At 59.9% G+C, this 25657-nt stretch carries 21 protein-coding genes and 2 tRNA genes; 8 read left to right on the forward strand and 15 right to left on the reverse strand.

Annotated features, from left to right (window positions below):
• Nucleotides 1–360: 360 nt before the first annotated feature.
• From VPH40_RS18395 to acs, 6 genes are all read right to left on the reverse strand, one after another.
• Nucleotides 361–561 carry a helix-turn-helix transcriptional regulator gene (locus tag VPH40_RS18395; RefSeq protein ID WP_328574153.1) on the reverse strand — a complete coding sequence of 67 codons (201 nt, stop codon included), beginning with the start codon at nucleotides 559–561 and terminating at the stop codon, nucleotides 361–363.
• 136 nt (nucleotides 562–697) lie between these two features.
• Entirely contained in the window at nucleotides 698–1564 is an 867-nt protein-coding gene (locus VPH40_RS18400; RefSeq protein ID WP_328574154.1) for a phage integrase N-terminal domain-containing protein, read from the reverse strand.
• A gap of 1003 nt (nucleotides 1565–2567) precedes the next feature.
• Nucleotides 2568–3206: a DUF4102 domain-containing protein gene (locus VPH40_RS18405; protein ID WP_328574155.1), complete on the reverse strand. Its 639-nt coding sequence runs from the start codon at nucleotides 3204–3206 to the stop codon at nucleotides 2568–2570.
• Nucleotides 3199–4509, reverse strand: a complete 1311-nt coding sequence (locus VPH40_RS18410) for a tyrosine-type recombinase/integrase (protein WP_328574156.1) — start codon at nucleotides 4507–4509, stop codon at nucleotides 3199–3201. The genes VPH40_RS18405 and VPH40_RS18410 overlap by 8 nt, the downstream gene beginning before the upstream one ends.
• 231 nt (nucleotides 4510–4740) lie before the next feature.
• Nucleotides 4741–4831 (reverse strand) — tRNA-Ser (locus VPH40_RS18415).
• Nucleotides 4832–5015: 184 nt separating this feature from the next.
• Complete coding sequence (gene acs / locus VPH40_RS18420; RefSeq protein WP_328574157.1) at nucleotides 5016–7022, reverse strand: acetate--CoA ligase; 2007 nt, start codon at nucleotides 7020–7022, stop codon at nucleotides 5016–5018.
• 308 nt (nucleotides 7023–7330) lie between these two features.
• On the opposite strand from acs, the gene VPH40_RS18425 reads away from it, so the two are divergent.
• The 5 genes from VPH40_RS18425 to VPH40_RS18445 all read left to right on the forward strand — a co-directional run bounded on the left by VPH40_RS18425 (nucleotide 7331) and on the right by VPH40_RS18445 (nucleotide 12262).
• Entirely contained in the window at nucleotides 7331–7945 is a 615-nt protein-coding gene (locus VPH40_RS18425) for a YqhA family protein (RefSeq protein WP_077400355.1), read from the forward strand.
• 105 nt (nucleotides 7946–8050) lie between these two features.
• The gene (locus VPH40_RS18430; RefSeq protein ID WP_166449574.1) at nucleotides 8051–9592 is read left to right on the forward strand and encodes a fumarate hydratase; all 1542 of its coding nucleotides are present in this window, start codon (nucleotides 8051–8053) and stop codon (nucleotides 9590–9592) included.
• A 66-nt stretch (nucleotides 9593–9658) separates the two neighbouring features.
• Nucleotides 9659–10504 (forward strand): glutamate racemase, encoded by an 846-nt coding sequence (murI, locus tag VPH40_RS18435; RefSeq protein ID WP_099665279.1) that lies wholly within the window; start codon nucleotides 9659–9661, stop codon nucleotides 10502–10504.
• 142 nt (nucleotides 10505–10646) lie between these two features.
• Nucleotides 10647–10722: transfer RNA gene (locus tag VPH40_RS18440), tRNA-His, on the forward strand.
• A 181-nt stretch (nucleotides 10723–10903) separates the two neighbouring features.
• Nucleotides 10904–12262, forward strand: coding sequence for a family 43 glycosylhydrolase (locus VPH40_RS18445; RefSeq protein WP_328574158.1), 1359 nt, complete (start codon nucleotides 10904–10906; stop codon nucleotides 12260–12262).
• A gap of 45 nt (nucleotides 12263–12307) precedes the next feature.
• Here the strand turns inward: VPH40_RS18445 and VPH40_RS18450 are convergent, their stop codons facing one another.
• Together VPH40_RS18450 and VPH40_RS18455 are read right to left on the reverse strand one after the other, a co-directional pair.
• Nucleotides 12308–13108, reverse strand: a complete 801-nt coding sequence (locus tag VPH40_RS18450) for a hypothetical protein (RefSeq protein WP_328574159.1) — start codon at nucleotides 13106–13108, stop codon at nucleotides 12308–12310.
• A gap of 5 nt (nucleotides 13109–13113) precedes the next feature.
• A complete protein-coding gene (locus VPH40_RS18455; protein ID WP_099665282.1) occupies nucleotides 13114–13560 on the reverse strand; it encodes a response regulator in 447 nt (148 codons plus the stop codon).
• A 289-nt stretch (nucleotides 13561–13849) separates the two neighbouring features.
• Between VPH40_RS18455 and VPH40_RS18460 the strand changes: the two genes are divergently transcribed.
• From VPH40_RS18460 to VPH40_RS18470, 3 genes are all read left to right on the forward strand, one after another.
• A complete protein-coding gene (locus VPH40_RS18460) occupies nucleotides 13850–15961 on the forward strand; it encodes a TonB-dependent receptor family protein (protein ID WP_328574160.1) in 2112 nt (703 codons plus the stop codon).
• Nucleotides 15962–16288: 327 nt separating this feature from the next.
• Nucleotides 16289–16948, forward strand: a complete 660-nt coding sequence (locus VPH40_RS18465; RefSeq protein ID WP_099665284.1) for a PEP-CTERM sorting domain-containing protein — start codon at nucleotides 16289–16291, stop codon at nucleotides 16946–16948.
• Nucleotides 16949–17204: 256 nt separating this feature from the next.
• A complete protein-coding gene (locus VPH40_RS18470) occupies nucleotides 17205–17654 on the forward strand; it encodes a hypothetical protein (protein WP_035825219.1) in 450 nt (149 codons plus the stop codon).
• A 551-nt stretch (nucleotides 17655–18205) separates the two neighbouring features.
• On the opposite strand, the gene VPH40_RS18475 is transcribed toward VPH40_RS18470, so the two are convergent.
• The 7 genes from VPH40_RS18475 to typA form a co-directional block, all read right to left on the reverse strand.
• Nucleotides 18206–18589, reverse strand: a complete 384-nt coding sequence (locus tag VPH40_RS18475; protein ID WP_077400334.1) for a hypothetical protein — start codon at nucleotides 18587–18589, stop codon at nucleotides 18206–18208.
• 162 nt (nucleotides 18590–18751) lie between these two features.
• Nucleotides 18752–19324 (reverse strand): hypothetical protein, encoded by a 573-nt coding sequence (locus tag VPH40_RS18480; protein WP_328574161.1) that lies wholly within the window; start codon nucleotides 19322–19324, stop codon nucleotides 18752–18754.
• 167 nt (nucleotides 19325–19491) lie between these two features.
• On the reverse strand, nucleotides 19492–19839 hold the full coding sequence (locus VPH40_RS18485; RefSeq protein WP_077408994.1) for an energy transducer TonB: 348 nt from the start codon (nucleotides 19837–19839) through the stop codon (nucleotides 19492–19494).
• A gap of 60 nt (nucleotides 19840–19899) precedes the next feature.
• Nucleotides 19900–21660, reverse strand: a complete 1761-nt coding sequence (locus VPH40_RS18490) for a methyl-accepting chemotaxis protein (protein ID WP_328574162.1) — start codon at nucleotides 21658–21660, stop codon at nucleotides 19900–19902.
• 520 nt (nucleotides 21661–22180) lie between these two features.
• Nucleotides 22181–22645 (reverse strand): hypothetical protein, encoded by a 465-nt coding sequence (locus VPH40_RS18495; protein ID WP_328574163.1) that lies wholly within the window; start codon nucleotides 22643–22645, stop codon nucleotides 22181–22183.
• A complete protein-coding gene (gene dusA, locus VPH40_RS18500; RefSeq protein WP_251349820.1) occupies nucleotides 22645–23640 on the reverse strand; it encodes a tRNA dihydrouridine(20/20a) synthase DusA in 996 nt (331 codons plus the stop codon). The genes VPH40_RS18495 and dusA overlap by 1 nt, the downstream gene beginning before the upstream one ends.
• Nucleotides 23641–23757: 117 nt before the next feature.
• Nucleotides 23758–25590 carry a translational GTPase TypA gene (typA, locus tag VPH40_RS18505; RefSeq protein ID WP_076569139.1) on the reverse strand — a complete coding sequence of 611 codons (1833 nt, stop codon included), beginning with the start codon at nucleotides 25588–25590 and terminating at the stop codon, nucleotides 23758–23760.
• Nucleotides 25591–25657: the final 67 nt, after the last annotated feature.

Below are 25657 nucleotides of genomic sequence, written 5' to 3' on the forward strand. Positions count from 1 at the left end.
CTGAACGGGCAACAGCTGGACAGTGTGACGGGGAATGGGTTGGCCGATTTCACCGAAGTGTGATGGCTGCCGAGCATGACCTACACAGGACAGCACGGCCAGCTTCATCAACCAACACTGATACAGGGTTTAGACGAATCCGCTATTCCACCCGCAGGGCAAACGTACCGCACCACGCATCGACATCGAAGCGCATCGCGGCGATTTCATGCCTAGTGCCGCGCGAAGCCAATCGCCCAAGTGGAGTTCGAGAGCTTCCTTGGTCGGCGTCCCAACGGAGAGGGCGATGGGCGCTCGCTGTTTTCTGATCGAATTGATGGTACGAGTTACTACGGATCGAACCGTTGCTCACTATCACGCTCAGCTGCCCCCGCGACTGGCGTCTATACAGCGCTGCTGCCACTGGGCGATCTCCTCCGAGTCCCAAGCGATGGACTTGGGGCCGATGGGGATAGGCGCTGGCAACACGCCTGCCTTCACCTTGCGCCAGATTGTGGCGCGGGACCAGCCGGTGGCCTCGATGACCGCAGGCAAGCGGAGGAATTTTTTAGTCGTGGTCATAAGATTCTCCTTCGATTGATGAACAGCAAACAATGAAGAGTCATGCCGACTCTCCTCGATCATTCCGGCAGCGCCAGCGCTGCCCCTTCTTCATCTCTTCTATTCCATGCGCTGCGCTCCTGATACAAGTGGTCGGTTATCTGCCCAGATAGATGGAGGTGACCTGTTCACGGCCATGCCCCATCTCCGCCGAAATCTTCAGCCGCGCAGCTTGATCTGCGAGTTTTTGCGAAGCATCCAGCTGCTTCGAAGTCAGACCGTCACTGGCTGGACAGGGTCGGCCAGTCAGCTCCGCATAGCGCCGCTGCGCGTACTCATGGCGCAGCCCATGCACGCCATGGATGCCAGCCTTGTCGCACTGCGCACGAAAGCGGTTCAACTGGTCCCGATACCGCAACTGCGCCGGAATCAAGCTGCCTCTTCCCGCCAGCGCCTTGGCCGTTTCCAGCACGGCGCGCTGCTGCATGGTTGTGATCGGCACCTCCCTGTACTTGCCGCCCTTGGTCCAGCTGTCCTGCAGCCGCAGGATGTTCCCGCCATCGGCCCATCCTGGCTTGATCTTGATGCTTTCCTCGCGCCGCAGACCAAACGCCGCCTGCAGCTGCAGGGACATGCGCGTATACGGATCGTTCACGCGGGCCAGCGTGTCGGCGTCCAGCACCTTCGCCTTCGAGACATTGGTGACAAACACCCGCTCCGCGATGCCGTATTCGCCGTTGGTGCGCGCAATGATGTTCTCCTTGCCGATCTTCTCGGCCCACCAGCGCAGGGCGCTCATGCGATTCTTGACCGTTCCGGTACTGACGCCATCCTGCTTCCACTTGTCGAGCAGCGCCGCCACGTGCTTCGGCTTCAGGCTGTCCACGCTCATATGCTGGAAGCCCCGTTCCGCCAGGTCGTTGGCGCACAGGTTTAATAGGCGCTCGCGGTCGGCCTGCGTCGCAAAGCTGCCATCCCGGTTACGGTGACACAGTTGCTTGAGCTGGTAGTTCAAGTCGCGCATGGCAAAGTCATCCCTTCGATCCTTGGTTTTTACATCGATGCTGCGTGGTGTAATTCTGTCTGGTAAGTGTTTCTGGCCACCCTCGCTGCCTCGGCAGAAAAGGTTGAATCAAGGGCCTCGGGACACCACTCCCGTGTATGCGGTTGCTGTTGCTGCCTGCCCGCGCCGCATGCGCGTGTGGCACCGCTGCACGCTCCCGGAGGGAGCCGCCGCAGCAGGGACCAATCACCCAGGGTCCATGGAGTGCACATCGTGCACGGATCAACTTCAACTAATCAGCCCGTTGCGGGCAAAGGAAATCGCAAGGCTAGCCTGCGATGGAGAGGCATCTGGCCTCGTCACTGAGCACCGTCACGCGGACGCTCTGTGCTTGCCGCCTTGGCCTATGCCGTCAGCGGCGCGTCGTCACTGGCAGCACGCCGCCAGTAACGACGCGCGCACGTAGCCATGGCATGTGACGGCATACATGCCAGCATCGCACTCGCGGTGACGATACTGGCGGCTCTGAAGCACATGCGCTGGCAGCGGCCGCGATGGCATCGCATCGCTGGCATTTCTGCTGACGGTGCGGCTTGCGGCAAAGCCATGCTGTGCTTTATAGGGTTCGCTACCTCGCGGGGTATGCGAACCAATCAGGGCAGGAGTCTTGCTCCTGTTTGAAGGAGCGCCCATCGGACGCAATCATCCAGGCAATCCGTCTTGCGGATTGTGGGATATGAAGACGCTGAAGGCAGCGCTTTATCGTGCCGAGATGTGCATGCTTCTGCATGGCCCGGCGATATATATCTCTAGCAGAAACTGCTAGGTATCATGGTGGCGGGTGACGACCGCAACGCCTATGCCGCTAAGCATAGGGACATGCTCGATGCATGCCCTCGTGGGAGCGATTCCCACATAAGAGAGCTTCATTCTAGGTCTGATCACGACATTTGCAAGCGGTTCGTTTCGTCAAGGGTGCTTTTGGTTGCATGCAGAATTGCAGCCCGGACAAAGGCTCCGGTAGCTACCGCATGTTGTCTCCCTGGCGACGTACCCGCCTCCTTGACTCTTTCATCGCGCTAACCAATTGGTCCATGCTCATACCATTACGTAAATAGCTGGCAGCGAGCGCCGTCGCAACACCCTCCAGGTGTCGGGAAACGACCTGCAAACCGTCCTGTTCAATTTGCCGAATGGCTCCTTGCTGGATACTGTGCTGTGCTTCACTGACGGAAATGCGCTCCAATGCAGGAAATAAGGCGGTTTCGAGGTGACGGATAGCGAACAGGGTCGCCCGCAGAACACTGGTCTGCACATGGCCCCACTCCGGCTCATCGAATATTTCGTCGAGTGGAATAGGCTTTGGCAGTGGATGCAATTTTTCTCGATTGAATTCTGTGCTCGGGTCCTGCTTCCTCTCCAGCATCTGATGCGCTGCAAGCCTGTGTTCGCGGGCTTTGGCGATGGACACTTCGGGATACCGGCCAAAAGTCAGAACGCTTTCTCCACCGCCTTGCTGGAGATACTTCATGCGCCAGATCTTGCTGCCGCTGGGCTGCACTTCGATGTACAGACCAGCCCCATCGGGAAGTTTATATAATTTGTCCTTCGGAGCAGCTTGCTTGATAAGCGCATCCGTGAGGCGCAGTACATACTTAGACATGGTGCCCTCCTGTTCCGCCATCCCGGCTGAATTCGCCGCTGATCAGCGTTAATCTGGGCGTCAGCGGCGGCGCTCCCTTGCCGCTGACGGCATCGATGTAGTCGGCCCAATCCTGCATCATCTTGCGCCGCTCTGCCAGGAACTGCGCCCGGTCATAGGCACTGGCCACCTTGTCCTTCGGCGCATGTGCCAGCTGGCGGTCCACGACTTCATGCCGGTAGCCCAGGCGCTCCTTGATGGTGCTCATGGCCAGCGCCCGGAAGCCATGGCCGGTCATCTTGCCCTTGTATCCCATGCGTCCAAGCGCCACCAGTATCGTGTTATTGCTGATCGGCTTTTCGTGGTCGCGCTGGTTCGGGAACAGGTACTTGCTGCGGCCCGTGATCGCGTGCAGTTCGCGCAACAGCTCCAGCGCCTGGCGTGACAGGCAGACGTGATGGTTGGTCATATCCGGATTGACAGTCAGCTTGCCGCGCTTCATGCGTTGCCATGGAATGATCCACTCGCCGCGCTCCAGGTCAATTTCACTCCAGGGCGTCTCGATCAACTCGCTGGTGCGCACAAAGCACAGCAGCATCAGCCGCAGCGCAATGCGGGTCTGCGCGAACATGCGTGCTTCGTTGCGGTCCAGAATGGCCAGGAACTGCGGTAGTTCGTCGGTGTTGATGGCGGCGAAGTGTCCGGCGCGGACGGTCTTCAACACATCCTTCATATCGGTGACCAGATTGCGCTCTGTGAATCCGCACTGAATCGCGTAGCTGAAAATTGACGCACATACCGCTCTCAGGCGATGGGCGACTTCACTTGCGCCACGCTCCTCGATCTTGCGCAGCGCGGCAATCAGATCGCGGTGCTTTATCTCATCGATCGGCATGCGGCCGATGGCTGGAAAGATGTCCGCTTGCAGGCGCTGGATGGTGTTCTTGGCGGTGCGTTCGCTCCACGTCGGCACTTTGTTGCCGTGCCACTCGCGCGCGATTTTTTCGAAGGTGTTGGACGCCTTATCCTTTGCCAGACGTTTGGCGTCGTCGCGATGCTGGGCGGGGTCGATTCCTTGCAGTAGCAGGCGGCGTGTCGCCAGGCGCTTTTCTCGTGCGTCCTGCAAGGTGATTTCCGGGTAAGGACCGAACGTCAGCGTATTCTCTTTGCCGTTGGCCTGCCGGAACTTGAACCGCCAGATACGGGAGCCGGTTGGCGCGACGACGAGGTACATGCCGTCACCATCGAACATTTTGTACGGCCGCTCGCGTGGCTTGGCGTTGCGGATGAGTAAATCTGTCAACGGAGCAATGATCTTTGGCATGGCAAACCTCCTGCGCGGCATGCTGTAAAGATCAATATAGTCGTTTTTTTGAATTTTTGGGGCAAGCGGCAATGGCTGAGTACGAGAAGCCCCCAAACTTGCGCCTACTTGAGGTTGATGTCCTGGGACGCTGTGCAACGTCCAGAAACGAAAAAACCGCTTAGAATCAAGGCTCTAAGCGGTTTTTGAGGGACTTCCTGAGACGTCCTGATCTTACTTAATTACTATCCGTGGCGGAGAGAGGGGGATTCGAACCCCCGATAGGCTATGAACCTATACACGCTTTCCAGGCGTGCGACTTCAACCACTCATCCACCTCTCCTGCAGGCAATGCGTCTACTTGCTCGCATTGCGTACTATTTCTCGCTTGTCGCGAAGCCGCAGATTATAGCAAAGATTCTACGGACTGCCAAAGTTATTTACCGTGGGGTAAAAGTTAAAGCACACAACGACAAGCAGCAACCCAATACATGCCATGGTCGGCCCCCGCAGGGACCGACCTTCCATTACGACGCTTCCTTCAACTGCTCCAGGATGGCCGGGTTTTCCAGGGTCGACACGTCTTGCGTGATCGTCTCGCCCTTGGCCAGCACGCGCAGCAGGCGGCGCATGATTTTGCCGGAGCGGGTTTTCGGCAGGTTGTCGCCGAAACGGATTTCCTTCGGCTTCGCGATCGGGCCGATTTCCTTGCCGACCCAGTTGCGTAGCTCCAGGGCCAGTTTCTTCGCTTCCTCGCCTGTCGGACGCGCTTGCTTGAGCACGACGAAGGCGCAGATCGATTCACCCGTCGTGTCGTCCGGACGGCCCACCACGGCCGCTTCGGCCACCAGCGGGTTGGCCACCAGGGCCGATTCGATTTCCATCGTGCCCATGCGGTGGCCCGACACGTTCAGCACGTCATCGATGCGGCCTGTGATGGTGAAGTAGCCCGTGTCCTTGTTGCGGATGGCGCCGTCGCCTGCCAGGTACATCTTGCCGCCGAGTTCTTCCGGGAAATAGCTGGACTTGAAACGCTCGGGGTTGTTCCAGATCGTGCGGATCATCGATGGCCATGGGCGTTTTACTACGAGGATGCCGCCCTGGCCGTTCGGCACGTCCTGGCCCGCCTCGTCGACGATGGCGGCCATGATGCCTGGCAATGGCAGGGTGCAGGAACCGGGCACCATCGGCGTGGCGCCCGGCAACGGGGTGATCATGTGGCCACCCGTCTCCGTTTGCCAGAAGGTATCGACGATCGGGCATTTCTCGCCGCCGATATGCTTGTAGTACCACATCCACGCTTCCGGATTGATCGGCTCGCCGACCGTGCCCAGCAAACGCAGGCTGGTCAGGTCGTAGTTGCCTGGATGAACTTTCGGGTCCACGTCGGCCGCCTTGATCAGCGAACGGATGGCCGTTGGCGCCGTGTAGAAGATGCTGACGTTGTGTTTTTTGATGGTTTCCCAGAAACGGCCCGCGTTCGGGTAGGTCGGGATGCCTTCGAACACCACTTGCGTAGCGCCCACGGCCATCGGGCCATACGCGATGTAGCTGTGGCCCGTCACCCAGCCGATGTCGGCCGTGCACCAGAACACGTCGTCGGGCTTGATGTCGAAACTCCACTTCATCGTCAGCGCGGCCCACAGCAGGTAGCCGCCGCTCGAGTGCTGCACGCCCTTCGGCGTGCCGGTCGAGCCGGACGTATACAAGATGAACAATGGATGCTCGGCATCGACCCATTCCGGTTCGCATTGCGCGCTCTGGCCTGCGACCAGGTCGTGCAGCCACGTGTCGCGACCCGCCACCATCGGCAAGTCGCTGCCCGTGCGTTTATACACGATGACGTTTTTCACGGTATCGCAGCCGCCCAGCGCCAGCGCTTCGTCGACGATGGATTTCAATGGCAGCTTCTTGCCGCCGCGCAATTGCTCGTCGCCCGTGATGACGGCCACGGCGCCCGCGTCGATGATGCGTTCCTGCAAGGATTTCGCAGAAAAGCCGCCGAACACGACGGAGTGGGTGGCGCCGATGCGCGCGCAGGCTTGCATGGCGGCAACGCCTTCGACGGACATCGACATATAGATGATGACGCGGTCGCCCTTGGCGATGCCCTTGGATTTCAGACCGTTGGCGAACTTGCAGACTTTTTCGTGCAGTTCTTTATAGGTTGCCTTGGTAACGGTGCCGTCGTCCGCTTCGAAGATGATGGCCGTCTTGTCGCCCAGGCCATTTTCGATGTTGCGGTCCAGGCAGTTGTACGACACGTTCAGCTGGCCGTCCTCGAACCATTTGTAGAACGGGGCATTGTCTTCGTTCAGGGTGCGGGTGAATGGCTTTTTCCAGCTCAGGTTTTCGCGCGCCAGCTTGACCCAGAAGCCTTCGTAGTCGGTTTCCGCCTCTTTCACCATGGCGTGGTACGCGGCCATGCCGGAAATGGTGGCTTGTGCGGCAAAGGCCGCCGATGGTTCAAATACGCGCGACTCTTCTGGTCCTTGCTGCTGCGTGCCCTGTCCTTGGTTTTCTGTAGCGGCCATGCTTGTCTCCAGTGTAGTAATTGTTTGCTAACACGATAAGCGCCCTGTCTTACGGACGCCTTACATTGCGCATTTTCTGCAGCGTTTTCCTCTGTCAAGGCTAACCATAAGCGCCTTCGGCGATGGGCGTCAAGGGGACGCCGTACAGTATTTTCACTGGGAAAATGCCTGGCGCGCCGAAGCTTCAATACCACTTTGTGTTTCATCAAACCCAATAATACAGAGCAAGGCCATGCGCAGTAATCGACAGCAAGTGTAAAATGTCGGGCATGCCAAAAATTGGTATTTACTCCCCCAGGAACCCCTACATGATCGACCACCTACCACCGTCTGCCAAACATACCAAGCTGCATCCATTGTCCGCCTTCATCTTCATGTCGCGCTGGCTGCAGTTGCCGCTGTACCTGGGCCTGATCCTCGCACAATGCGTGTATGTCTTCCATTTCTGGGTGGAATTATCCGACCTGATCGGCGCCGTGTTCGGCAATGATGCAGCCCTGCAGCACGTACTGACGGCCGTCGCCGTGCCCGGCAGCGCCCTGCCGACCAAGCTGAACGAAGCGACCATCATGCTGGTGGTATTAGGCCTGATCGACGTGGTCATGATTTCGAACCTGTTGATCATGGTCATTATTGGCGGCTACGAAACCTTCGTTTCGCGCATGCACCTCGATGACCACCCAGACCAGCCGGAATGGTTGTCGCATGTAAATGCTTCCGTGCTGAAGACGAAATTGGCGATGGCCATCATCGGCATCTCGTCCATCCACCTGCTGAAGACTTTCATCAATGCCAACTCCTACAAGATGGAAGTGATCATCGCGCAGACGGTGATCCACATGGTCTTCATCATTTCCGCCATGGCGATCGCGTACACCGACCGCATCATGACGGTGACCCAGAACCAGGCACGACCGCATTAAACCCGAAGCCCATGGCTGCCAGCAGCGGCCATGGGCTTTGTCATTCCAATGCAGTAACTAGTATTAGTAAAGAGTCTTACCCTTCTTATCTACCGCGAGAACACCATGACTGTCATAAAGCAAGAAGACCTGATCGAATCCGTCGCCGCAGCGTTGCAGTACATTAGCTACTACCACCCTGCTGATTACATCGAACACCTGGCGCGCGCTTATGCGGCCGAGCAAAGCCCGGCGGCAAAAGATGCGATCGCGCAAATCCTGACCAATTCGCGCATGTGCGCGGAAGGCAAGCGTCCGATTTGCCAGGACACGGGTATCGTCAACGTCTTCCTGAAAATCGGCATGGGTGTGCGCTTCGAAGGCTTCAGCGGCACGGTTACCGACGCCGTCAACGAAGGCGTGCGCCGCGCGTACAACTTCGACGACAACAAGCTGCGCGCCTCCATCGTGGCCGACCCGCATTTCGACCGCAAGAACACCAAGGACAACACGCCAGCCGTCGTGCACATGGAATTGGTTGAAGGCAATACCGTCGACGTGAAAGTGGCTGCCAAGGGCGGCGGTTCGGAAAACAAGTCGAAGATGATCATGATGAACCCGTCCGACTCGCTGGTGGACTGGGTCATGAAGACCGTGCCGACCATGGGCGCCGGCTGGTGCCCGCCTGGCATGCTGGGCATCGGCATCGGCGGCACGGCCGAAAAAGCCATGCTGATGGCAAAAGAGGTGTTGATGGAAGACATCGACATGTTTGAGCTGAAACAACGCGGCCCGCAAAATAAACTGGAAGAATTGCGTATCGAGCTGTGCGACAAGATCAACTCGCTGGGCATCGGCGCGCAAGGCCTGGGCGGCCTGACGACCGTGCTCGACGTCAAGATCATGATGCACCCGACGCATGCCGCGTCGAAGCCCGTCGCCATGATCCCGAACTGCGCCGCCACGCGCCACGGCCACTTCGTGCTGGACGGCTCGGGCCCTGCCTACATGGAACCGCCATCGCTGTCGTCGTGGCCGGAAGTGCACTGGACGCCGGACACGGAAAAATCCAAGCGCGTCGACCTGAACACCCTGACGAAGGAAGAAGTCGCTTCGTGGACGCCGGGCCAGACCTTGCTGTTGAACGGCAAGATGCTGACGGGCCGCGACGCCGCGCACAAGCGCATCCAGGACATGCTGGCGAAGGGCGAAGAATTGCCGGTCGACTTCAAGAACCGCGTAATTTACTACGTCGGCCCGGTCGACCCGGTGCGCGACGAAGTGGTCGGCCCGGCCGGCCCGACGACCGCCACGCGCATGGACAAGTTCACCGACATGATGCTGGAAAAGACGGGCTTGATCGCGATGATCGGCAAGGCCGAACGCGGTCCGGTCGCCATCGAATCGATCCAGAAACACCAGTCGGCCTACCTGATGGCCGTGGGCGGTTCCGCCTACCTGGTGTCGAAAGCCATCAAGGGCGCGAAAGTGCTGGGCTTTGCCGACATGGGCATGGAAGCCATCTACGAATTCGACGTCGTCGACATGCCGGTGACGGTGGCCGTGGACTCGAAAGGCACCTCCGTGCACAACACGGGCCCGAAAGAGTGGCAGGCAAAGATCGAGCAACTCAATAGCGTCAGCAAGATTCCCGTGACGGTCGCTTAAACAAGCACTACCATTAACGCCGCGCGGCAACACAGCGCGGCGTTTTTTTATCTTCTTCGGCTTTATATGACTTCTATTGCAAGCAATGCCCGCCCGGACGCCCCCATCGGCATTTTTGACTCCGGCGTGGGCGGCCTGTCGGTACTGCGCCATATCCGCGCGCAGCTGCCGCAGGAAGACCTGATTTACTTTGCCGATTCCGGCTATGCCCCGTATGGCGACAAGACGGAACAGCAAGTGATCGACCGTTCGCTGGCGATCACCGCCTTTTTATTGCAGCAAGGCGCGAAGGCGCTGGTCGTGGCCTGCAACACGGCCACCATCGCCGCCATCAAGGCGCTGCGCGCGCGCTACCCCGACCTGCCCATCGTCGGCGTCGAACCGGGCTTGAAACCGGCGGCAGGCATCAGCCGCAACGGCAAGATCGCCGTGCTGGCCACGGAACGCGCCTTGCGCGGCGACAAACTGCTGGCCTTGCGCGAGCAGGTGAGCGCCGCCACGGGCGCCACGTTCATCTTGCAGCCCTGCATCGGCCTGGCCGACCGCATCGAGCAATGCGAGCTGGGCACCGATCCGCTGGACGCCACCAGCGCCATGCTGGAACGCTACATCGCCCCCATGCTGGAACAAGGCGTCGACACGCTGGTGCTGGGCTGCACGCACTACCTGTTCGTGCAGGACGCCATCGAACGCACGGTGCGCGCGCATACACAGGAACAGATCACCCTGGTCGACACGGGCGACGCCGTGGCGCGCCAGCTGGCCCGCCTGCTCGATGCGGCAAGCTTGCGCCGCATCAACAACGACGCGCCACGACTGCAAGGCTACACGACGGCCAAGGTCGAGTCCCTGGCGAAAGCCTTCGCCGGTTTGCTGGACTTGCACCCGCCCGTCGAACACCTGTCCGTGTGAGCTGGGTGAGCAAAAGCGACCGTTTTCATGCAATCTTTCGATTCTTTAAAAAAGACTGCATTTAGATTTGCCACTTTGCCGAGTTCTTTGTATAATTCGGCACCTGTTCAGCAAAACAGCTAAACAGGTAAGTAAGACAGTGGTGGCTGTAGCTCAGTTGGTAGAGTCCAGGATTGTGATTCCTGTTGTCGTGGGTTCGAGCCCCATCAGCCACCCCACAGAATAATGAAGAGCCCGGTTTTCGAACCGGGCTTTTTCTATTCCGGCGCCGCTTTTCTTCATTCTCCGATACCGGCCCCGGTATCGCTTCCTGCAAAAAATTCATTAGTGCAAATTTGACCATCGCCCTACTCTGGGGTGCGGCCTGGACCGCCCCATAAAAACAGTACGGAGACAACGATGAAGCAAATCCTGGCAGCACTCTGCCTGATGTTCTGCGCCCATGCGCAGGCGATCAACCTGACGGGCGTACCGAATGCGCACGACCCCGGTACCCTGACAAAAGACGGCGACACGTATTTCAATTTCACCACGGGCGACGGCATCTGGTATTCCACCTCGACGGACCTGCTGAAATGGTCGGCCGGCCCTGCGCCCGTGTTCAGCACGCCGCCGGCCTGGATCGCCAATAAAATCCCCAACTTCAGCGGCTCGTACTGGGCGCCGGACGTGATCCACATGAATGGCTACTATTATCTGTATTACTCGGTGTCCACCTTCGGCACCTCCGTTTCGGCCATCGGCGTGGCCCGCTCGGCCTCGCTGAAAAATCCCAGCTGGACGGACCTGGGCATCATCGTGCAATCGTATGGGGGTGGTGCGGAAATCAATGCCATCGACCCCGCCCTGTTCCGCGACTACGACGGCAAGGTCTATATGTCCTACGGCTCGTTTTTCGGCGGCATCGGCGTGACGGAAATCAACCAGGCGACAGGCAAGACGAGCGGCAACGTCACCACCATCCTCGGTGGCGGCGGCAAGGATATCGAAGCGCCCTACATCACGCGCGACGGCGAGTATTACTATCTGTTCGTCAACCGCGGCAAATGCTGCCAGGGCGCCGCCAGCACATACTATGTGGAAGTGCAGCGCGCCAGCAGCGTCACGGGGCCGTACAGCGGCACGCGCACGGTGCTGCCCAACCTTGACGGCAAATACAAGGGACCGGGCCATATCGGCGTGCTCAAGCAGGATGGCTGCAATTACACCTCGGTCCACTACTACGACGTCAACGACAATGGCGCGGCCAAACTCGACATATTAAAGATGACATACAGCGATGGCTGGCCCAGCCTGACGCGCAATTTTACGGTCGCCAGCTGCGGCGGCATCTCGGACGGCCCCACGGTGCTGCGCTCGCGCCTGAGCGGCAAGGCGCTGGCCGTGGCCGGCGCCGGCACGGCGAATGGCGCGCTGGTGCAGCAGCAAACCTATACGGGAGGGAAACACCAGCAATGGTATGTGGTGGGGCATGGCGACGGGTACTATAGCCTGATCAATGCGAACAGCCTGCTGGGCCTGGACGACTACAACAACTCGACCACGGCGGGCACGAATATCGCCCAATGGAGCTACTGGGGCGGACTGGGCCAGCAATGGCGCTTCGCCAGCCCCGCGTCCGGCTACCAAACGATCAGCAACCGCTACAGCAACCTGACCCTGGACGTGCTCAACTTGAGCACGTTGGAAAACGCGCAAATCATCCAGTGGAACCTGACCAATGCGAATAATCAGCAGTGGTCGCTGAGCCGGCCCTAACAGACGAGCGATATCCCGGCGGCATGGCACTGCCGGGGCGTCCTCTCAGTGGGCGGGGAGCAGGCCCAGCAAAAACTCGCGCGCCCGCGCCGCACTTGGCGAGCGCGACGAAGGATGCTGGATGCGGTAGCAATCCCTGTGGTGCAGCGGGAACTGCCACAATTGCGCATTCGGTATGCCATCCTCGACGTAATCGCAGCCCAGCGCCTTGCCCTGCGCATCGCGGGCCAGCGGAAAGAAATCGCGCCGGTGCCCGGCCGTGGCGCTGCCATTGGCAAAGATGATGATCTCGGGCTGAAAGAAAGCGATTTGTACATCCAGCAGCAGTTTGGAGTACTTCTTGATGACCTCAAAATGCCGACATTTGACGGGACTACCTTTATTCCACGCCATGCACAGCAGATTGGCATAGATCAAGCCATCGCTGCCGGAACGCCGGGCCACCGCGCGCGTGAAATTATGAAAGGCGCGGCCCTTTATATCCGCGCGTGACAATTGCTGCGCAAAATAAGCCTGATGCACGGCCATCGACCGCTCGACATAGTACTCCAGGGAACTAAAACGCTCCCCTACCGGCAACACATTCCATTGCCGCGTTTCGCAGCCCACGATCATGATGCGCTGCCGGGCGCCAAGCCAGTTGGGCGGCACGCTGGGGAGAAAGAGACCCGAGAGCTTTTCCGCATCGGCATGCGGCGCATGGCGGTCCAGCAAGGCCGTATCAAAATCGGCCAGTACGCCCAGATAGCGGCTGGCCAGGTCGGTGCTTGCAGCTTGCTGCGGGGAATGCATGGTCATTGCGTGCCTGTATCCGGATGCCCGGGGATGGGCCGCAAACCATAGCACACATTTCAGCCCGCCAGCACCGACTGCACCGTCGTCGCCAGGTCTTCCAGGCGTACGGGTTTCACGAGAAAGTGCCGGAAGCCCACCGCCAGCGCGTCGTCCATGTACATGGGCAGGCTGTGGCCGGTGACGGCGATCAGCACGGCATTGGCCGTTTCGGGGTTGTGGTGCAGGCGGCGGCCGATTTCGATGCCGCTGATGCCGGGCATTTCGATGTCGAGGTAGACGGCGTCGGGCACGCACAGCTTGACTTGCTCGACGGCCATCTGCCAGTTGCGCACCACCACCGCGTGGTGGCCCAGCGCTTCGAGCAGCATGGCCAGCGATTCGCCCACTTCCTGGTTGTCGTCGACCACCAGCAGATTCAATTTGCGCGCAGCACTTGCCGGCTGGTCGCCCTGGCGGCGTTCCACGGGGGGATTGCCTGGTGTCGTTTCAGTTGTCTGGCTCATTGTACGTTCACGTCTGACGGCTGCAAAAACGGGAGTATACAAGAAGCGCGCACAATGCCGCCGCACCCGAGCACTGGTGCCAAGCGGCAATCAAGGCCGCCCGCTGTACCGCGCCAGCAACACTTCCCCACCCTGCGGGCAGGCATACCGCCACTACGCAATATTCGCAATTGACGGATAAAATGAGAATCATTATCATTCTTATCCCCTTGCGCAGGATGCCCACGCCACGATGTTGTCGCGCCGCCAAAAATGCCCGCGCAACCATTGTCCCTACGGAGATCCATGCATGGCCGCCACACTTTCCCCACTGCCTTTTTCGCTGCGCCCGTGCGCGCTGGCCATCGCCCTCGCTTGCCTGGGCACGTCGCTTGTCGCGCAGGCACAGGACGCCAATACGGCCAGTACCGCCAACGACGCCGGTCCCATCCTGGAATCCATCCAGGTCAGCAGCAACCTGCTGGGCACCAGCATGGCCGCCAGCACGAAGAATTTCGCGGGCGCCCGCACGGTAGTGCAAAAGGATGACATCGAAAACTCGGGCGCGACCAGCCTCAGCGACGTGATGCGCCGCATTCCCGGCGTGCAGATCAGCGACAACTCGGGCAGCGCCGGCAGCGCCATTTCCCTGAATATCGGCGTGCGCGGCCTGGCCGGACGCTATTCGCCGCGCAGCACGGTCTTGCTTGATGGCATCCCGATGTCGGTCGCACCGTATGGCCAGCCGCAACTGTCGTTCGCGCCCGTCAGCCTGGCCAATGTCGAGACGGTCGACGTGGTGCGCGGCGGCGGCGCCGTGCGCTTCGGCCCGCAAAACGTGGGCGGCATCATCAACTTCAAGACGCGCCGCGTGCCCACCACACCCGGCATCACGGGCGACGCCACCGTACGCTACAACTCGTACAGCGAAGTGGGCCACAACACGCAGGCCAGCGTGTTTGCCGGCACCCAGCTCGACAGCGGCCTGGGCCTGGCGGTGCTGTATTCCGGCATCCGCGGCAGCGACTGGCGCGTGGGCAGCGATGAAAAGGTCAACGACTTCGCCCTCAAATTCCGCTACGACCTGAGCCCGACGGCCGAGGTGTACGGCAAGCTGTCCTACTATGACGTGACGTCGCGCACGCCGGGCGGCCTGACTGCCGCGCAATACAAGCAGGACCCGTTCCAGAACACGCGCCCCACCGACTTCTGGAGCGGCGAGCGCAAGGCCTTCGACATCGGCTACCTGAATGCCATTTCCGGCACGCAAGAATTCGAGGTGCGCGCCTATTACAACAAGAGCTCGCGCGAAAGCACGCTGATCAGCGGAAACAACCTGGGCCACCAGCCGCGCAACTATGAAACGACGGCCATCGAACCGCGCTACACGCAGCGCTTCACGACCGGCAAGGTGTCGCAGGACGTCACCGTCGGCTACCGCTACCTGGTTGAACGGGCCGATGAAAGCATCTACAGCGTCGCCATCGCCAGCGGCGTGCAACAAACGACGAACTTCGCCAACAACTCCACCGATGCGCAAGCCGTGTATATCGACGACAAGATCGCCATCGACGCCTGGCGCATCACGCCGGGCGTGCGCTACGAGCACATCAAGACGGTGCGCTTCAACCACTTGCCGACCGACCAAAAGATCGAGTTGCTCAACAACAAAGCCCTGCCCTCGCTGAACGTGGCCTATTTGCTCAACAACAACGTCACCCTGTTCGGCAACTACAACAGCTCGTTTGGCGCCGTGCAAAATACGCAGCTCAATGCGCAATCAAGCAAGAACGCGCTGCAGCCGGAACTGGCGAAAACCGCCGAGCTGGGCGCGCGCTGGAAGAGCGGCCGGCTGTCGGCCGAGGCGACCTTGTTCAACATCAAGTTCGACAACCAGATCCAGTCCGTCGGCAGCGGCAAGAACGCTATTTTCTACAACGTGGGCGCCACGCATCACCGGGGCCTGGAATCGGCCGTCGACTACCACTTCGACCAGTCCGGCCCGCTGGCCGGCTTGAACGCCTACGCCACCTACACCTACACCAAGGCCACCTTGCAGGATGGCGTGAACGCGGGCAATGACGTGCCCTTCTATTCGCGCACCACGGACACCGTCGGCGCCCACTACCAGCTGGGCGCCTGGGGCTTCGACCTGTCGAGCAGCCACCAGAGCCGCCAGTTCGCCGACGAGGCCAACACCGTGGCGGAAAACCTGGCCGGCAGCGTGGGCGTCATTCCCGGCTTCCGTACGTGGAACACGCAAGTGAAATGGAAAGTACCGGGCCAGAACGGCCTGGAACTGGTTGCCGGCGTCAACAACCTTGCCGACAAGCGCTACTTCACGCGCACCTCGGACGGCAACCTGGGCAAGCTGGTGGGCGCGCCGCGCATGGTTTACCTGCAAGGACGGCTGGCGTTCTAGTCCCGCGCACGTCCCGGCTATGGCATCCATAGCCGGGCGCGCACGCGGGCGGCACGCAAAAAACCTGCATCGTTGTTGTTTCGATGCAGGTTTTTTTACGTCCCGATGTCACAAAAATACTCCGGGGCAAGCAGCCTCAGGGCCGCGCTCACCCTGCGCCAGCACTGCAATTGGTTCACCATGGAAATTAATGCAATTTTGAACATAAATGATTTCACAATTACAAATATTTTTATCGTGCAGCAGTTTTTTTCGTGAGTTTTAGTGATATTCTTTAAATGTCATTTAGGAAATGAAATTAACTTTTAAATAATAGAACGGACCCACATGAAAATGCCTGCTACCCTCTTCAAGATCGCCGCGCTGGCCTCCCTGATCACTGCCGGCGGCGCCAACGCCGCGACCGAACTGGTCGTCAACGGCAGCTTCGAAAGCAACGCCATCACCACCCCATTCGCACAATTGAGCGCCGTGACGGGCTGGACCTCATCCGTCAGCGGCAATACGGCCTTTGAAATCCAGAAGGGCGCCACGCAAGGCGGCCAGAGCGGCTTCAACCCCGTCGCTGCCGCCGGCACGCAATACCTGGAACTCAACGCCGAGCGCCTGACGTCCGTGTCGCAATCGCTCGCCACCACGGCCGGCGGCACGTATGCGCTGTCGTTTGCCTACTCGGGCCGCCCGAATACGCCAGGCGGCGCAAGCAGCCTGATGAACGTCTACTGGGGTTCGACCCTGCTGACGCCAACGGCCCTGGTCGGCAATACCACCGGCGTGTGGCAAACCTACAGCCAGAACGTCACCGCGCTCGGTTCGTCCACCTTGCTGCGCTTCGAATCGATCGGCCCGGCCTCCGCGCCAACCTATGGTTCCTACCTGGACAACGTGTCGGTGACGACGGCCGTGCCGGAACCGGAAAGCTACGCCATGATGCTGCTGGGCCTGGGCTTGCTGGGTTTCATGGCACGCCGCAAGACTGCCGCCTGAGTCTGAAGTCGTCGTGCAACAGCCGCTCCGCCATCAGGCCGGGCGGCTTTTTTTATGGCCCAAACGGAAGCATAATTCCCAGGAAATGTTGCCAAAAAGAATTAAATTGACGCTACAATAGTGGGGTATCAAGCAATGCCAAGCATCGCTCCGCCAGGGCCACTACCCCGCCCTGATCATCAGCACGCATTTTTTGAACAGGATGACTGGCGCTGCCGGGCCCGATCGCGCTCCCGGCACGGCCACCACACGCACCATGTCTGCAGAAAAAACCATTACCGAAACGAGTTCCTACGGCAAGGAAACGCCCGTGGGACGTCCCGACATCGATGGCCGCGCCGGCATTTTCGTGCCCACGGCGGAATTTGACATCGACAACACCACCACCATCCGCAAGGGCGCGGGCATTGTCGGCTTCGGCAACCTCGATGGCACCCTGACCGTGTATTTCGAAGCGAACCGTTTCGACGAAAGCAATCTGCACAAGTGGGAACACAAGGCGCGCAAGGCATATGACCGCATGGTCATGGGCGCGCCCACGGTGTCGAAGGCGAAAATCGATGCGCGCATGCTGGAACAGGTCGGCATCATCGATGGCATGGGCATCAATCTCAAGCATCCGGAACGCCTGACGCACTGGCTGGCGATCTCGAACGTGCCGGACACGGCGCCGGAAGAGCCTGTAGTGCGCTGGAAAAACCGCTAAGTAATCCTCAGGAAATTATTGTGAATTTATGACGAACAGAACCGGATGCTATGCAAGGCGCCCGCTGCGACGCAGTGCGAGCACTGCTAGCAGTGGGCAACACCGCAGAGCGCCGGTTATGGAAGTCAGAAATCGGAATAATTGATTGGGGGTTACTCAGGCGGTCGGAGAGCGAGGCGGGGCGCCAGGCACGAGGTGTTGTCCTACATCGTGGCGGACGTTCATCCGATGCCCAAAGGCATCGAGTCATCCTATGATGAAAGCCTGACCACACCTCACACTACTCAGGAGTACGACATGTCCCGCCTCATCCCGATCAGCTTTGGCGCCTTGCAAATAGGTCTGGCAGCGGCGGCGATGTACATCCTGTGCTCGGCGGACGTGCTGCACCAGAGTTCCGTGTATTTCCACTGAGTTCATATTACGTCACAACTCTCACCAAATTGTAGCGAGCGGCAGTGAGTCGTGGGGGAGAAGCGCAGCTGTACTTTAGTACAGCGAGCATCGCAGCCCGCGAATCGCGACGCGCAGTAAATTTGGTGGGATGTTGACTAGCGGCGGCCGTAATAACGTCCGTGCCCACCCCAGCCACCGCGGTGTCCACCGTAGCGCCCAAAGCCAAACACGAAGTCCAGCCCGATCGATACGGGCGGATTGTAATAATACGGTTGCGGCGCGTACACGGGTGCCGGCACATACACGGGCTGCTGCACGTACACCGGTTGCTGCTGCACATACACGGGTTCATTCGTGTATTCCACGCGCGGCGCGCTCACCACGCGCGATGACTGCACCGGCTCGGACGAGACCGTATGCCATTCATAGGGATTGTAAGCCCCCTGAGGCGCGCGCGAACCGTAATACGCGGGACCGGGTGGCGCCACGACGCAGCCCCCCAGGGCGGCCAGCGAAATTACTGCCAACAGGGTTTTCATTGCAATTCTCCTCGGGTACCAATACTGGTGTACTACCTTAATTAAGTACTATAAGAAATTACGCCGCGCTTTGCTGTGCTTTTACCGATTGTTACACCCCGACGCACGCCGCAACATGAAGTGTCGCAAAGCCGCCACAAACGGCCCGCGCGGCATGTTTCCTCAAATAAACGGTATCGCGCAGGTATCGATGGCCTTGCCGGCCGCATCGTAGCGCTGCACGCACACCTGGTAGCGCACGCCATAATCGAGCTCGACCTGCTCGACCTTTCCATACTTCAATTTCCAGCTGGGCTGCACCTGTTGCCTACCAGCCAGCGCGGCCACATCCTGCGGAATCGCCATCGCCGTCTGCGTCTCTCCCAGGCGCGCATCCTGGCGCCGCGCCACGTCGATAGCCACGCTCACGACCAGGTCGACGCCGCCGTCCGCATACTGCAAAGCGGGCGCGCCGCGCAGCGCCCGCATCACGCCCCAAGCGCAAGGCTTGCCGCCCGCCTCGCATTGCTTCAGCTGCGCCAGCGGAAAATACTCAGGGGCAATCTTGCCATCCTTGATGGGCCAGCTGGTGCGCACGCCGTCGCGCTTGCCCGTCAGGGGATTGTCCCAGCTCAGGCTATTGACGACGGCCACGGTCTGCCCCGCCTGCAAGCCCACGGGCGTGCCCAGCGAGGCGCAGGCGGAAAGCAGCATGCCGCTGGCGGCGAGAAGGGAAAGTGTCAGGATGCGCTGCATGGTAGGCCTCTTGTGGTGGGAGATCCCGAAGGTATGTTTCGAGGGTAACAGAATCGGCGGCGACAGTGCCGTTGGCTGGCGCACATAACACTACGGGCGGCACCCTTGCAGGCGCCGCCCGTAGCGGAAAACTCATGCCGGGAGCCAGGCTCCCGGCGATAGGTGGATCAGTCCAGCTTCCAGGCGTAGTCGACCTTGGTCCAGGTCTGCGCTGCGGCGCCATCCTTGGTGCCCGGCTTGAACTTGCACGCGGACAGGGCCTTGATGGCGGCCTTGTCCAGGTTCTTGAAGCCGCTGCTCTTCTCGACTTTCGAATCGGCAACGCTACCATCGGCATTGACCAGGAAGGACATCGTCACGGTGCCCTGCTCTTCGTTCATCAACGAAGCTTTCGGATAGTCGGCCTTGCAGTTCTTGGCATCGAACGACGCCGGCACCTCGGCAGCGAAGGCTGCGGAAGAAACGGACACCAGCAAGGCTGCTGCAACACTCATCAAACGCTTATTCTCAAACATGTGCTTCCCCATGATTATCAGATACGGTAATTACAACTTCCTGTGCGCTGTTGGCCGCGCTTAAAACTCTTCCCACTCGTCATTGTTGCCGGCGCTTGCCGCCTTGCGCGGCGCCGGAGCAGCCACGGGAGCTGCCGCTTCCGCCTTGCGTGCCAGCGATTTCACCGGACGCAATGCCGGCGCCGGCTTGCGCGCGGCAACGGGGGCAGCCACAGCCGCCACGGGGGCCGGTACATACGCTGCCGGCTTTTCTTCGCCTTCGACCAGTTTGAAGATGCTGACCACGTGGGCCAGTTCGGCCGCCTGGTCTTGCAAGCTTTGCGCCGCGGCGGCTGCCTGCTCCACCAGGGCCGCATTTTGCTGCGTCATGCCATCCATCTCGATGATCGACAGGTTGACCTGTTCGATGCCGGCGCTTTGTTCCTGGCTGGCACTGGCGATCTCGCTCATGATGTCGGTGACGCGGCGCACGCTGTCGACCACTTCGCCCATCGTCACGCCAGCCTGGCCCACCAGACGCGTACCGCGTTCCGTCTTCTCGGCCGAATCGTCGATGAGGATCTTGATTTCTTTCGCGGCGCCAGCGGAGCGCTGGGCCAGGTTGCGCACTTCCGACGCCACCACGGCAAAGCCGCGGCCTTGTTCGCCGGCGCGTGCCGCTTCCACGGCCGCGTTCAGCGCCAGGATGTTGGTCTGGAAGGCGATGCCATCGATCACGCCGATGATGTCGACAATTTTCTTCGCCGATTCATTGATCGAACTCATGGTGTCAACCACTTGCGACACCACGGAGCCGCCCTTCAGGGCCACGTCCGAGGCGGTGGCAGCCAGCTTGTTGGCTTCCCGCGCATTGTCCGCATTCTGTTTCACGGTCGAGGTCAGCTCTTCCATGGCCGACGCCGTTTTCTCCAGCGCGCTGGCCTGCATTTCCGTACGTGACGACAGGTCGATATTGCCGTCGGCAATTTCACGCGACGCCGTGCCGATGGTTTCCGTACCGACACGTACCTGGCCGACGATGCCCACCAGGCTGTTGCGCATTTCCTTCATTTCCGCCAGCAGGCTGGAATTGTCCGATGGCTGCGTGTGGATGCCGATCGACAGGTCGCCATTGGCGATGCTGCCGGCGATCGATGCCGTGTAGTCAGGCTCTCCGCCCAGCTGTTTCAGCAAGCCGCGGGTGATCACCAGTGCCGCCGCCACGCCCATCGCCACGGCCAGTACGCCGAGGATGATCATGAACAGGCGCGCGCTGTCGAATGCCTTGCGGGCGTCCGACTGCATCTGCTCATTGAGCTTGTCTTCCAGCACAGCCAGTTGCTCCAGCGCTTCCATCCATTTTTTCTGTACCGGGCGGATTTCCTTGATCATCACGCGCGTGGCGCCTTCCGCATCGTTGGCCATCCACAGCGCGGACGCCTTGGCGATGGCCGGCATGGCGGCGGCTTCGTATTCCTTGATCGAGGTCAGCAGGGCTTTTTCTTCAGAAGTCGACTCGACGGCGAATTTCTCTTCGAGCTTCTTCTGCGTTTCCTGATAGGTGGTCGTTTGCGTCTTGATACGCGCCATTTCCGGCTCCATATCGCTCGCGTCGGTCATCAGGGTCAGGATGCGCAGCGAGGTGATGCGGTCGCTGACGTTGCCACGCATGTCGATCACCAGGCGGGTGACGACGTTGTTGACATTGATCACGTGATCGAGACGTTCCTGGATTTGCGCCATGCGCGCGATGCCGAGGACGGTCACGGCCACCAGCAGAACCAGTACCAGGGCGAAACCCAGGCCCAGGCGGGTACCAACCTTCATTTTTGCTAAATTCATTTCGGCTCTTCGTAAATGAAACTATTGATAAGGATTTTTGCCCGGCACGACAAGACGAAGGCTGCGCAACACCGGCATCCGCCCTTACCCATTGGTATGCTGGCGGTATCCGGCCGCACGCAGCCTGGGGTACTTCCTGGTCTACAACAGCCCTGAAAACCACCAGTGACTGCGAATGCAAATTTGTTCCACGGACTGAATTTTTGACACCGATGATGTGAGATCAACATCAAACATTCATATGAGAAATATTTGTCTATAATCAATTATAGGTGTAAATTTTGCCTCAAAGCAAGCAATAAGTACCTGAATAAATGGCTGATTAACTTTCTTCGGGGAAATGGCAACAACGCCGTTTCTTGCCCCATAGAAATGCCCCACGACAGTGCGGCCGTGCGCCGAAACAGCGCATTTACAACACATGGCATAGCCATATGACATCGTTTCGGAAGTGGTATTCAGAGGAGGGGGTGGTGCGGACAATACCAGTGCGCCGGGGCACCGGTATAGACAAGTTTGCTCAGCGGTCCCAGCTGCAATGCATCACATAGGCGTGACGCTCTGTGCCAAAGACAAAGACGCTCCAGACGGCGCCCAATTGACTGGCCAGGCTGCGCTGACCCGATGATACCAGTTGATACCAGCGGGGCGCACTGCCCAGCAGTTCGGCCAGTTCGTTCTCGAAACCATCGAACAGGCGCGCGTCGAGCGGCTGGCGGTCAACCTCGCTCGACGGGTTCAAGCGTTCGAGCAGCCACTGGCGCGGCGTGCACAGGACGCCGCTGCACACCACGCTCTCGATCGGCTGCAGACTCAAGCCGTCCGGCGCGATCTCCAGCGCGCGGCACAGCGCGTCGAACGCCGCCTGCGGTGCCACGGAGCCCAGACAGGAGCATGCGAAAAGGCTGCCATCGTCCTTCAGCGCGCTGACGGCTTGCAGGTAGCCGTCAATCTGGCGCGCAAGGCCGTGGCAATCGCCGCTCATCAGGCAGGCAACGACAGGCGCGCCGCCGCTTCCAGCAGCAAACGCGGGTCGCCCGAGGCCAGCTTCTTCGAATCGGACAGGGTCTGGCGGAAGCCGCGCGCGCCGGGCAGGTTTTGCATCAGGCCCAGCATGTGGCGCGTGACGCTGTTCAGCTTCAAGCGCCCCGCTTCTTTCTCCAGCTGCGCACTAATATAAGGAATCATCGCTTCGAGCACCTGTTCGCGCGTCTTGACGGGAGCGTCGTCGCCGTAATAGCGCTGGTCGAACTGCGCCATCACGTACGGATTGTGATACGCCTCGCGACCCAGCATCACGCCGTCGAGGTGCTGCAGGTGCAGGTCGATTTCCTCGAGCGTCTTGATGCCGCCGTTGATAATGAACTCGAATTGCGGAAAATCACGCTTCAAACGGTAGGCATAGTCATACTTAAGGGGCGGCACTTCACGGTTTTCCTTCGGACTCAGCCCTTTCAGGATGGCGTTACGCGCATGCACGATAAACGTCTTGCAGCCGGCGTCGGCCACGGTGCCGACGAAATCGCGCACGAAGTCGTACGACTCGCTGTCGTCGATGCCGATGCGGTGTTTCACCGTGACGTCGATATCGACCACGTCGCGCATGGCTTTCACGCAATCGGCCACCAGTTGCGGTTCGGCCATCAGGCAGGCGCCGAACGCGCCCTTTTGCACGCGCTCGGACGGGCAGCCGCAGTTCAGGTTGACTTCGTCGTAACCCCACTGCTGGCCCAGCTTGGCGCTGGTTGCCAGATCCGTCGGGTCGCTGCCGCCCAGCTGCAGCGCCACCGGATGCTCTTCCTCGTTGAAGCGCAGATGGCGCTCCACGTCGCCGTACACGAGCGCGCCCGTCGTCACCATCTCGGTATAGAGCCAGGTGTGGCGCGTGATTTCGCGGTGGAACTTGCGGCAATGGCGGTCGGTCCAGTCCATCATCGGGGCAACGGACAGGCGGCGGGAAGGCAAAGAAGAGGAAGTCATGGTGTCTACAAAAAACAGGAGCTGCAAATGACAAACCCGCTGCGCGCCTCACCAGTGACGGTGACGCGGCGCAGCGGGCCGGAGCGGCATGGCCCGCAGGCCATGCTCTACAACAAATTACGAATCACGCGACGCTTTTTTACGCTCGTGCTCTTTCAGGAAGCGCTTGCGCAGACGGATCGATTTAGGGGTGATTTCCACCAGTTCGTCGTCCTCGATGAATTCGACTGCGTATTCCAGCGACATCTGAATTGGCGGTACCAGGCGCACCGCTTCGTCGGTACCCGACGAACGCACGTTGGTCAGCTGCTTGCCCTTGATCGGGTTGACGACCAGATCGTTGTCGCGCGAGTGGATACCGATGACCATGCCTTCGTAGACCGGGTCATTGTGCGACACGAACATGCGGCCGCGGTCTTGCAGTTTCCAGATGGCGTAAGCAACAGCGGCGCCGTCGTCTTGCGAGATCAGCACGCCGTTGCGACGGCCAGCCATTTCGCCACGGGTGTTGTCGACTGGTGCGTATTCATGGAATACGTGGCTCATCAGGCCGGTGCCGCGGGTCAGGGTCATGAATTCGCCCTGGAAGCCGATCAGGCCACGCGCCGGGATCAGGTACTCGAGACGCACGCGGCCCTTGCCATCCGATTCCATGTTTTGCAGGTCGCCACGACGACGGCCCAGTTCTTCCATGACGCCGCCCTGGTTGGCTTCTTCCACGTCGACCGACAGGTTTTCAAACGGCTCGTGGCGCACGCCATCGACCATTTTGAAGACCACGCGTGGACGCGAAACGGCCAGCTCGAAGCCTTCGCGACGCATGTTTTCGATCAGAATCGTCAGGTGCAGCTCGCCGCGGCCCGATACTTCAAAGATCGTGTCGTCGTCGGTTGGTGCCACGCGCAGAGCAACGTTGGCTTTCAATTCTTTTTCCAGACGGTCACGCAGTTGACGCGAGGTAACGAACTTGCCTTCGCGGCCAGCCAGTGGCGAGTTGTTGACCATGAAGTTCATGGTCAGGGTCGGCTCGTCGACGGTCAGCATAGGCAGCGCTTCTGGGGTGTCCACTGCGCACAGGGTCGAACCGATGCCGATTTCGTCGATACCGTTGATCAGGCAGATGTCGCCGGCGACGGCTTCGTCCACCAGCACGCGCTCCAGGCCCTTGAAGTTCAGCACCTGGTTGATGCGGCCCTTGATCGGGGTAGCGCCTGGGCCATTGATGACCAGCACGTCCTGGCCGACTTTGACGGTACCGCGGTTGACGCGGCCAATGCCGATCTTGCCGACGTACGACGAGTAGTCCAGCGAGGTGATCTGCATTTGCAGCGGGCCTTCCGGATTGTCGTCACGTACTGGAACGTGTTCCAGGATGGCGTCGAACATCGGCTTCATGTCGCCGCCGCGCACGTCTTCGGTCAGGCCGGCATAGCCGTTCAAGCCCGAAGCGTAAACGATAGGGAAGTCCAGTTGTTCATCGGTAGCGCCCAGCTTGTCGAACAGTTCGAACGTCTGGTTGATGGCCCAGTCCGGACGTGCGCCTGGACGGTCGATCTTGTTGACGATAACGATAGGCTTCAGACCCAGTGCCAGCGCCTTGCGCGTGACGAAACGGGTTTGCGGCATCGGGCCTTCTTGTGCATCGATCAGCAGCAGAACCGAGTCCACCATCGACAGAACACGTTCCACTTCGCCGCCGAAGTCGGCGTGGCCTGGGGTGTCGACGATGTTGATGTGGGTGCCTTCGTACTCAACGGCGCAGTTCTTCGACAGAATCGTAATGCCGCGCTCCTTTTCCAGGTCGTTCGAGTCCATGACTCGGGTGTCGACCGCTTGGTTTTCACGGAAGGTGCCGGACTGGCGCAGCAGCTGATCCACCAGCGTGGTTTTGCCGTGGTCAACGTGGGCGATAATGGCGATATTACGAATTGCGCGTTTTGTATTTGACATGGTCGTAGTAGTTACTGAAAAACTGCGGAGTGCGTACAAGATGTACGAGATACCCGAATGCTAATCT

Origin of the sequence: Janthinobacterium sp. P210005, from assembly GCF_036231865.1 — a bacterium.
Taxonomy (GTDB): Bacteria; Pseudomonadota; Gammaproteobacteria; order Burkholderiales; family Burkholderiaceae_D; genus Janthinobacterium; species Janthinobacterium kumbetense.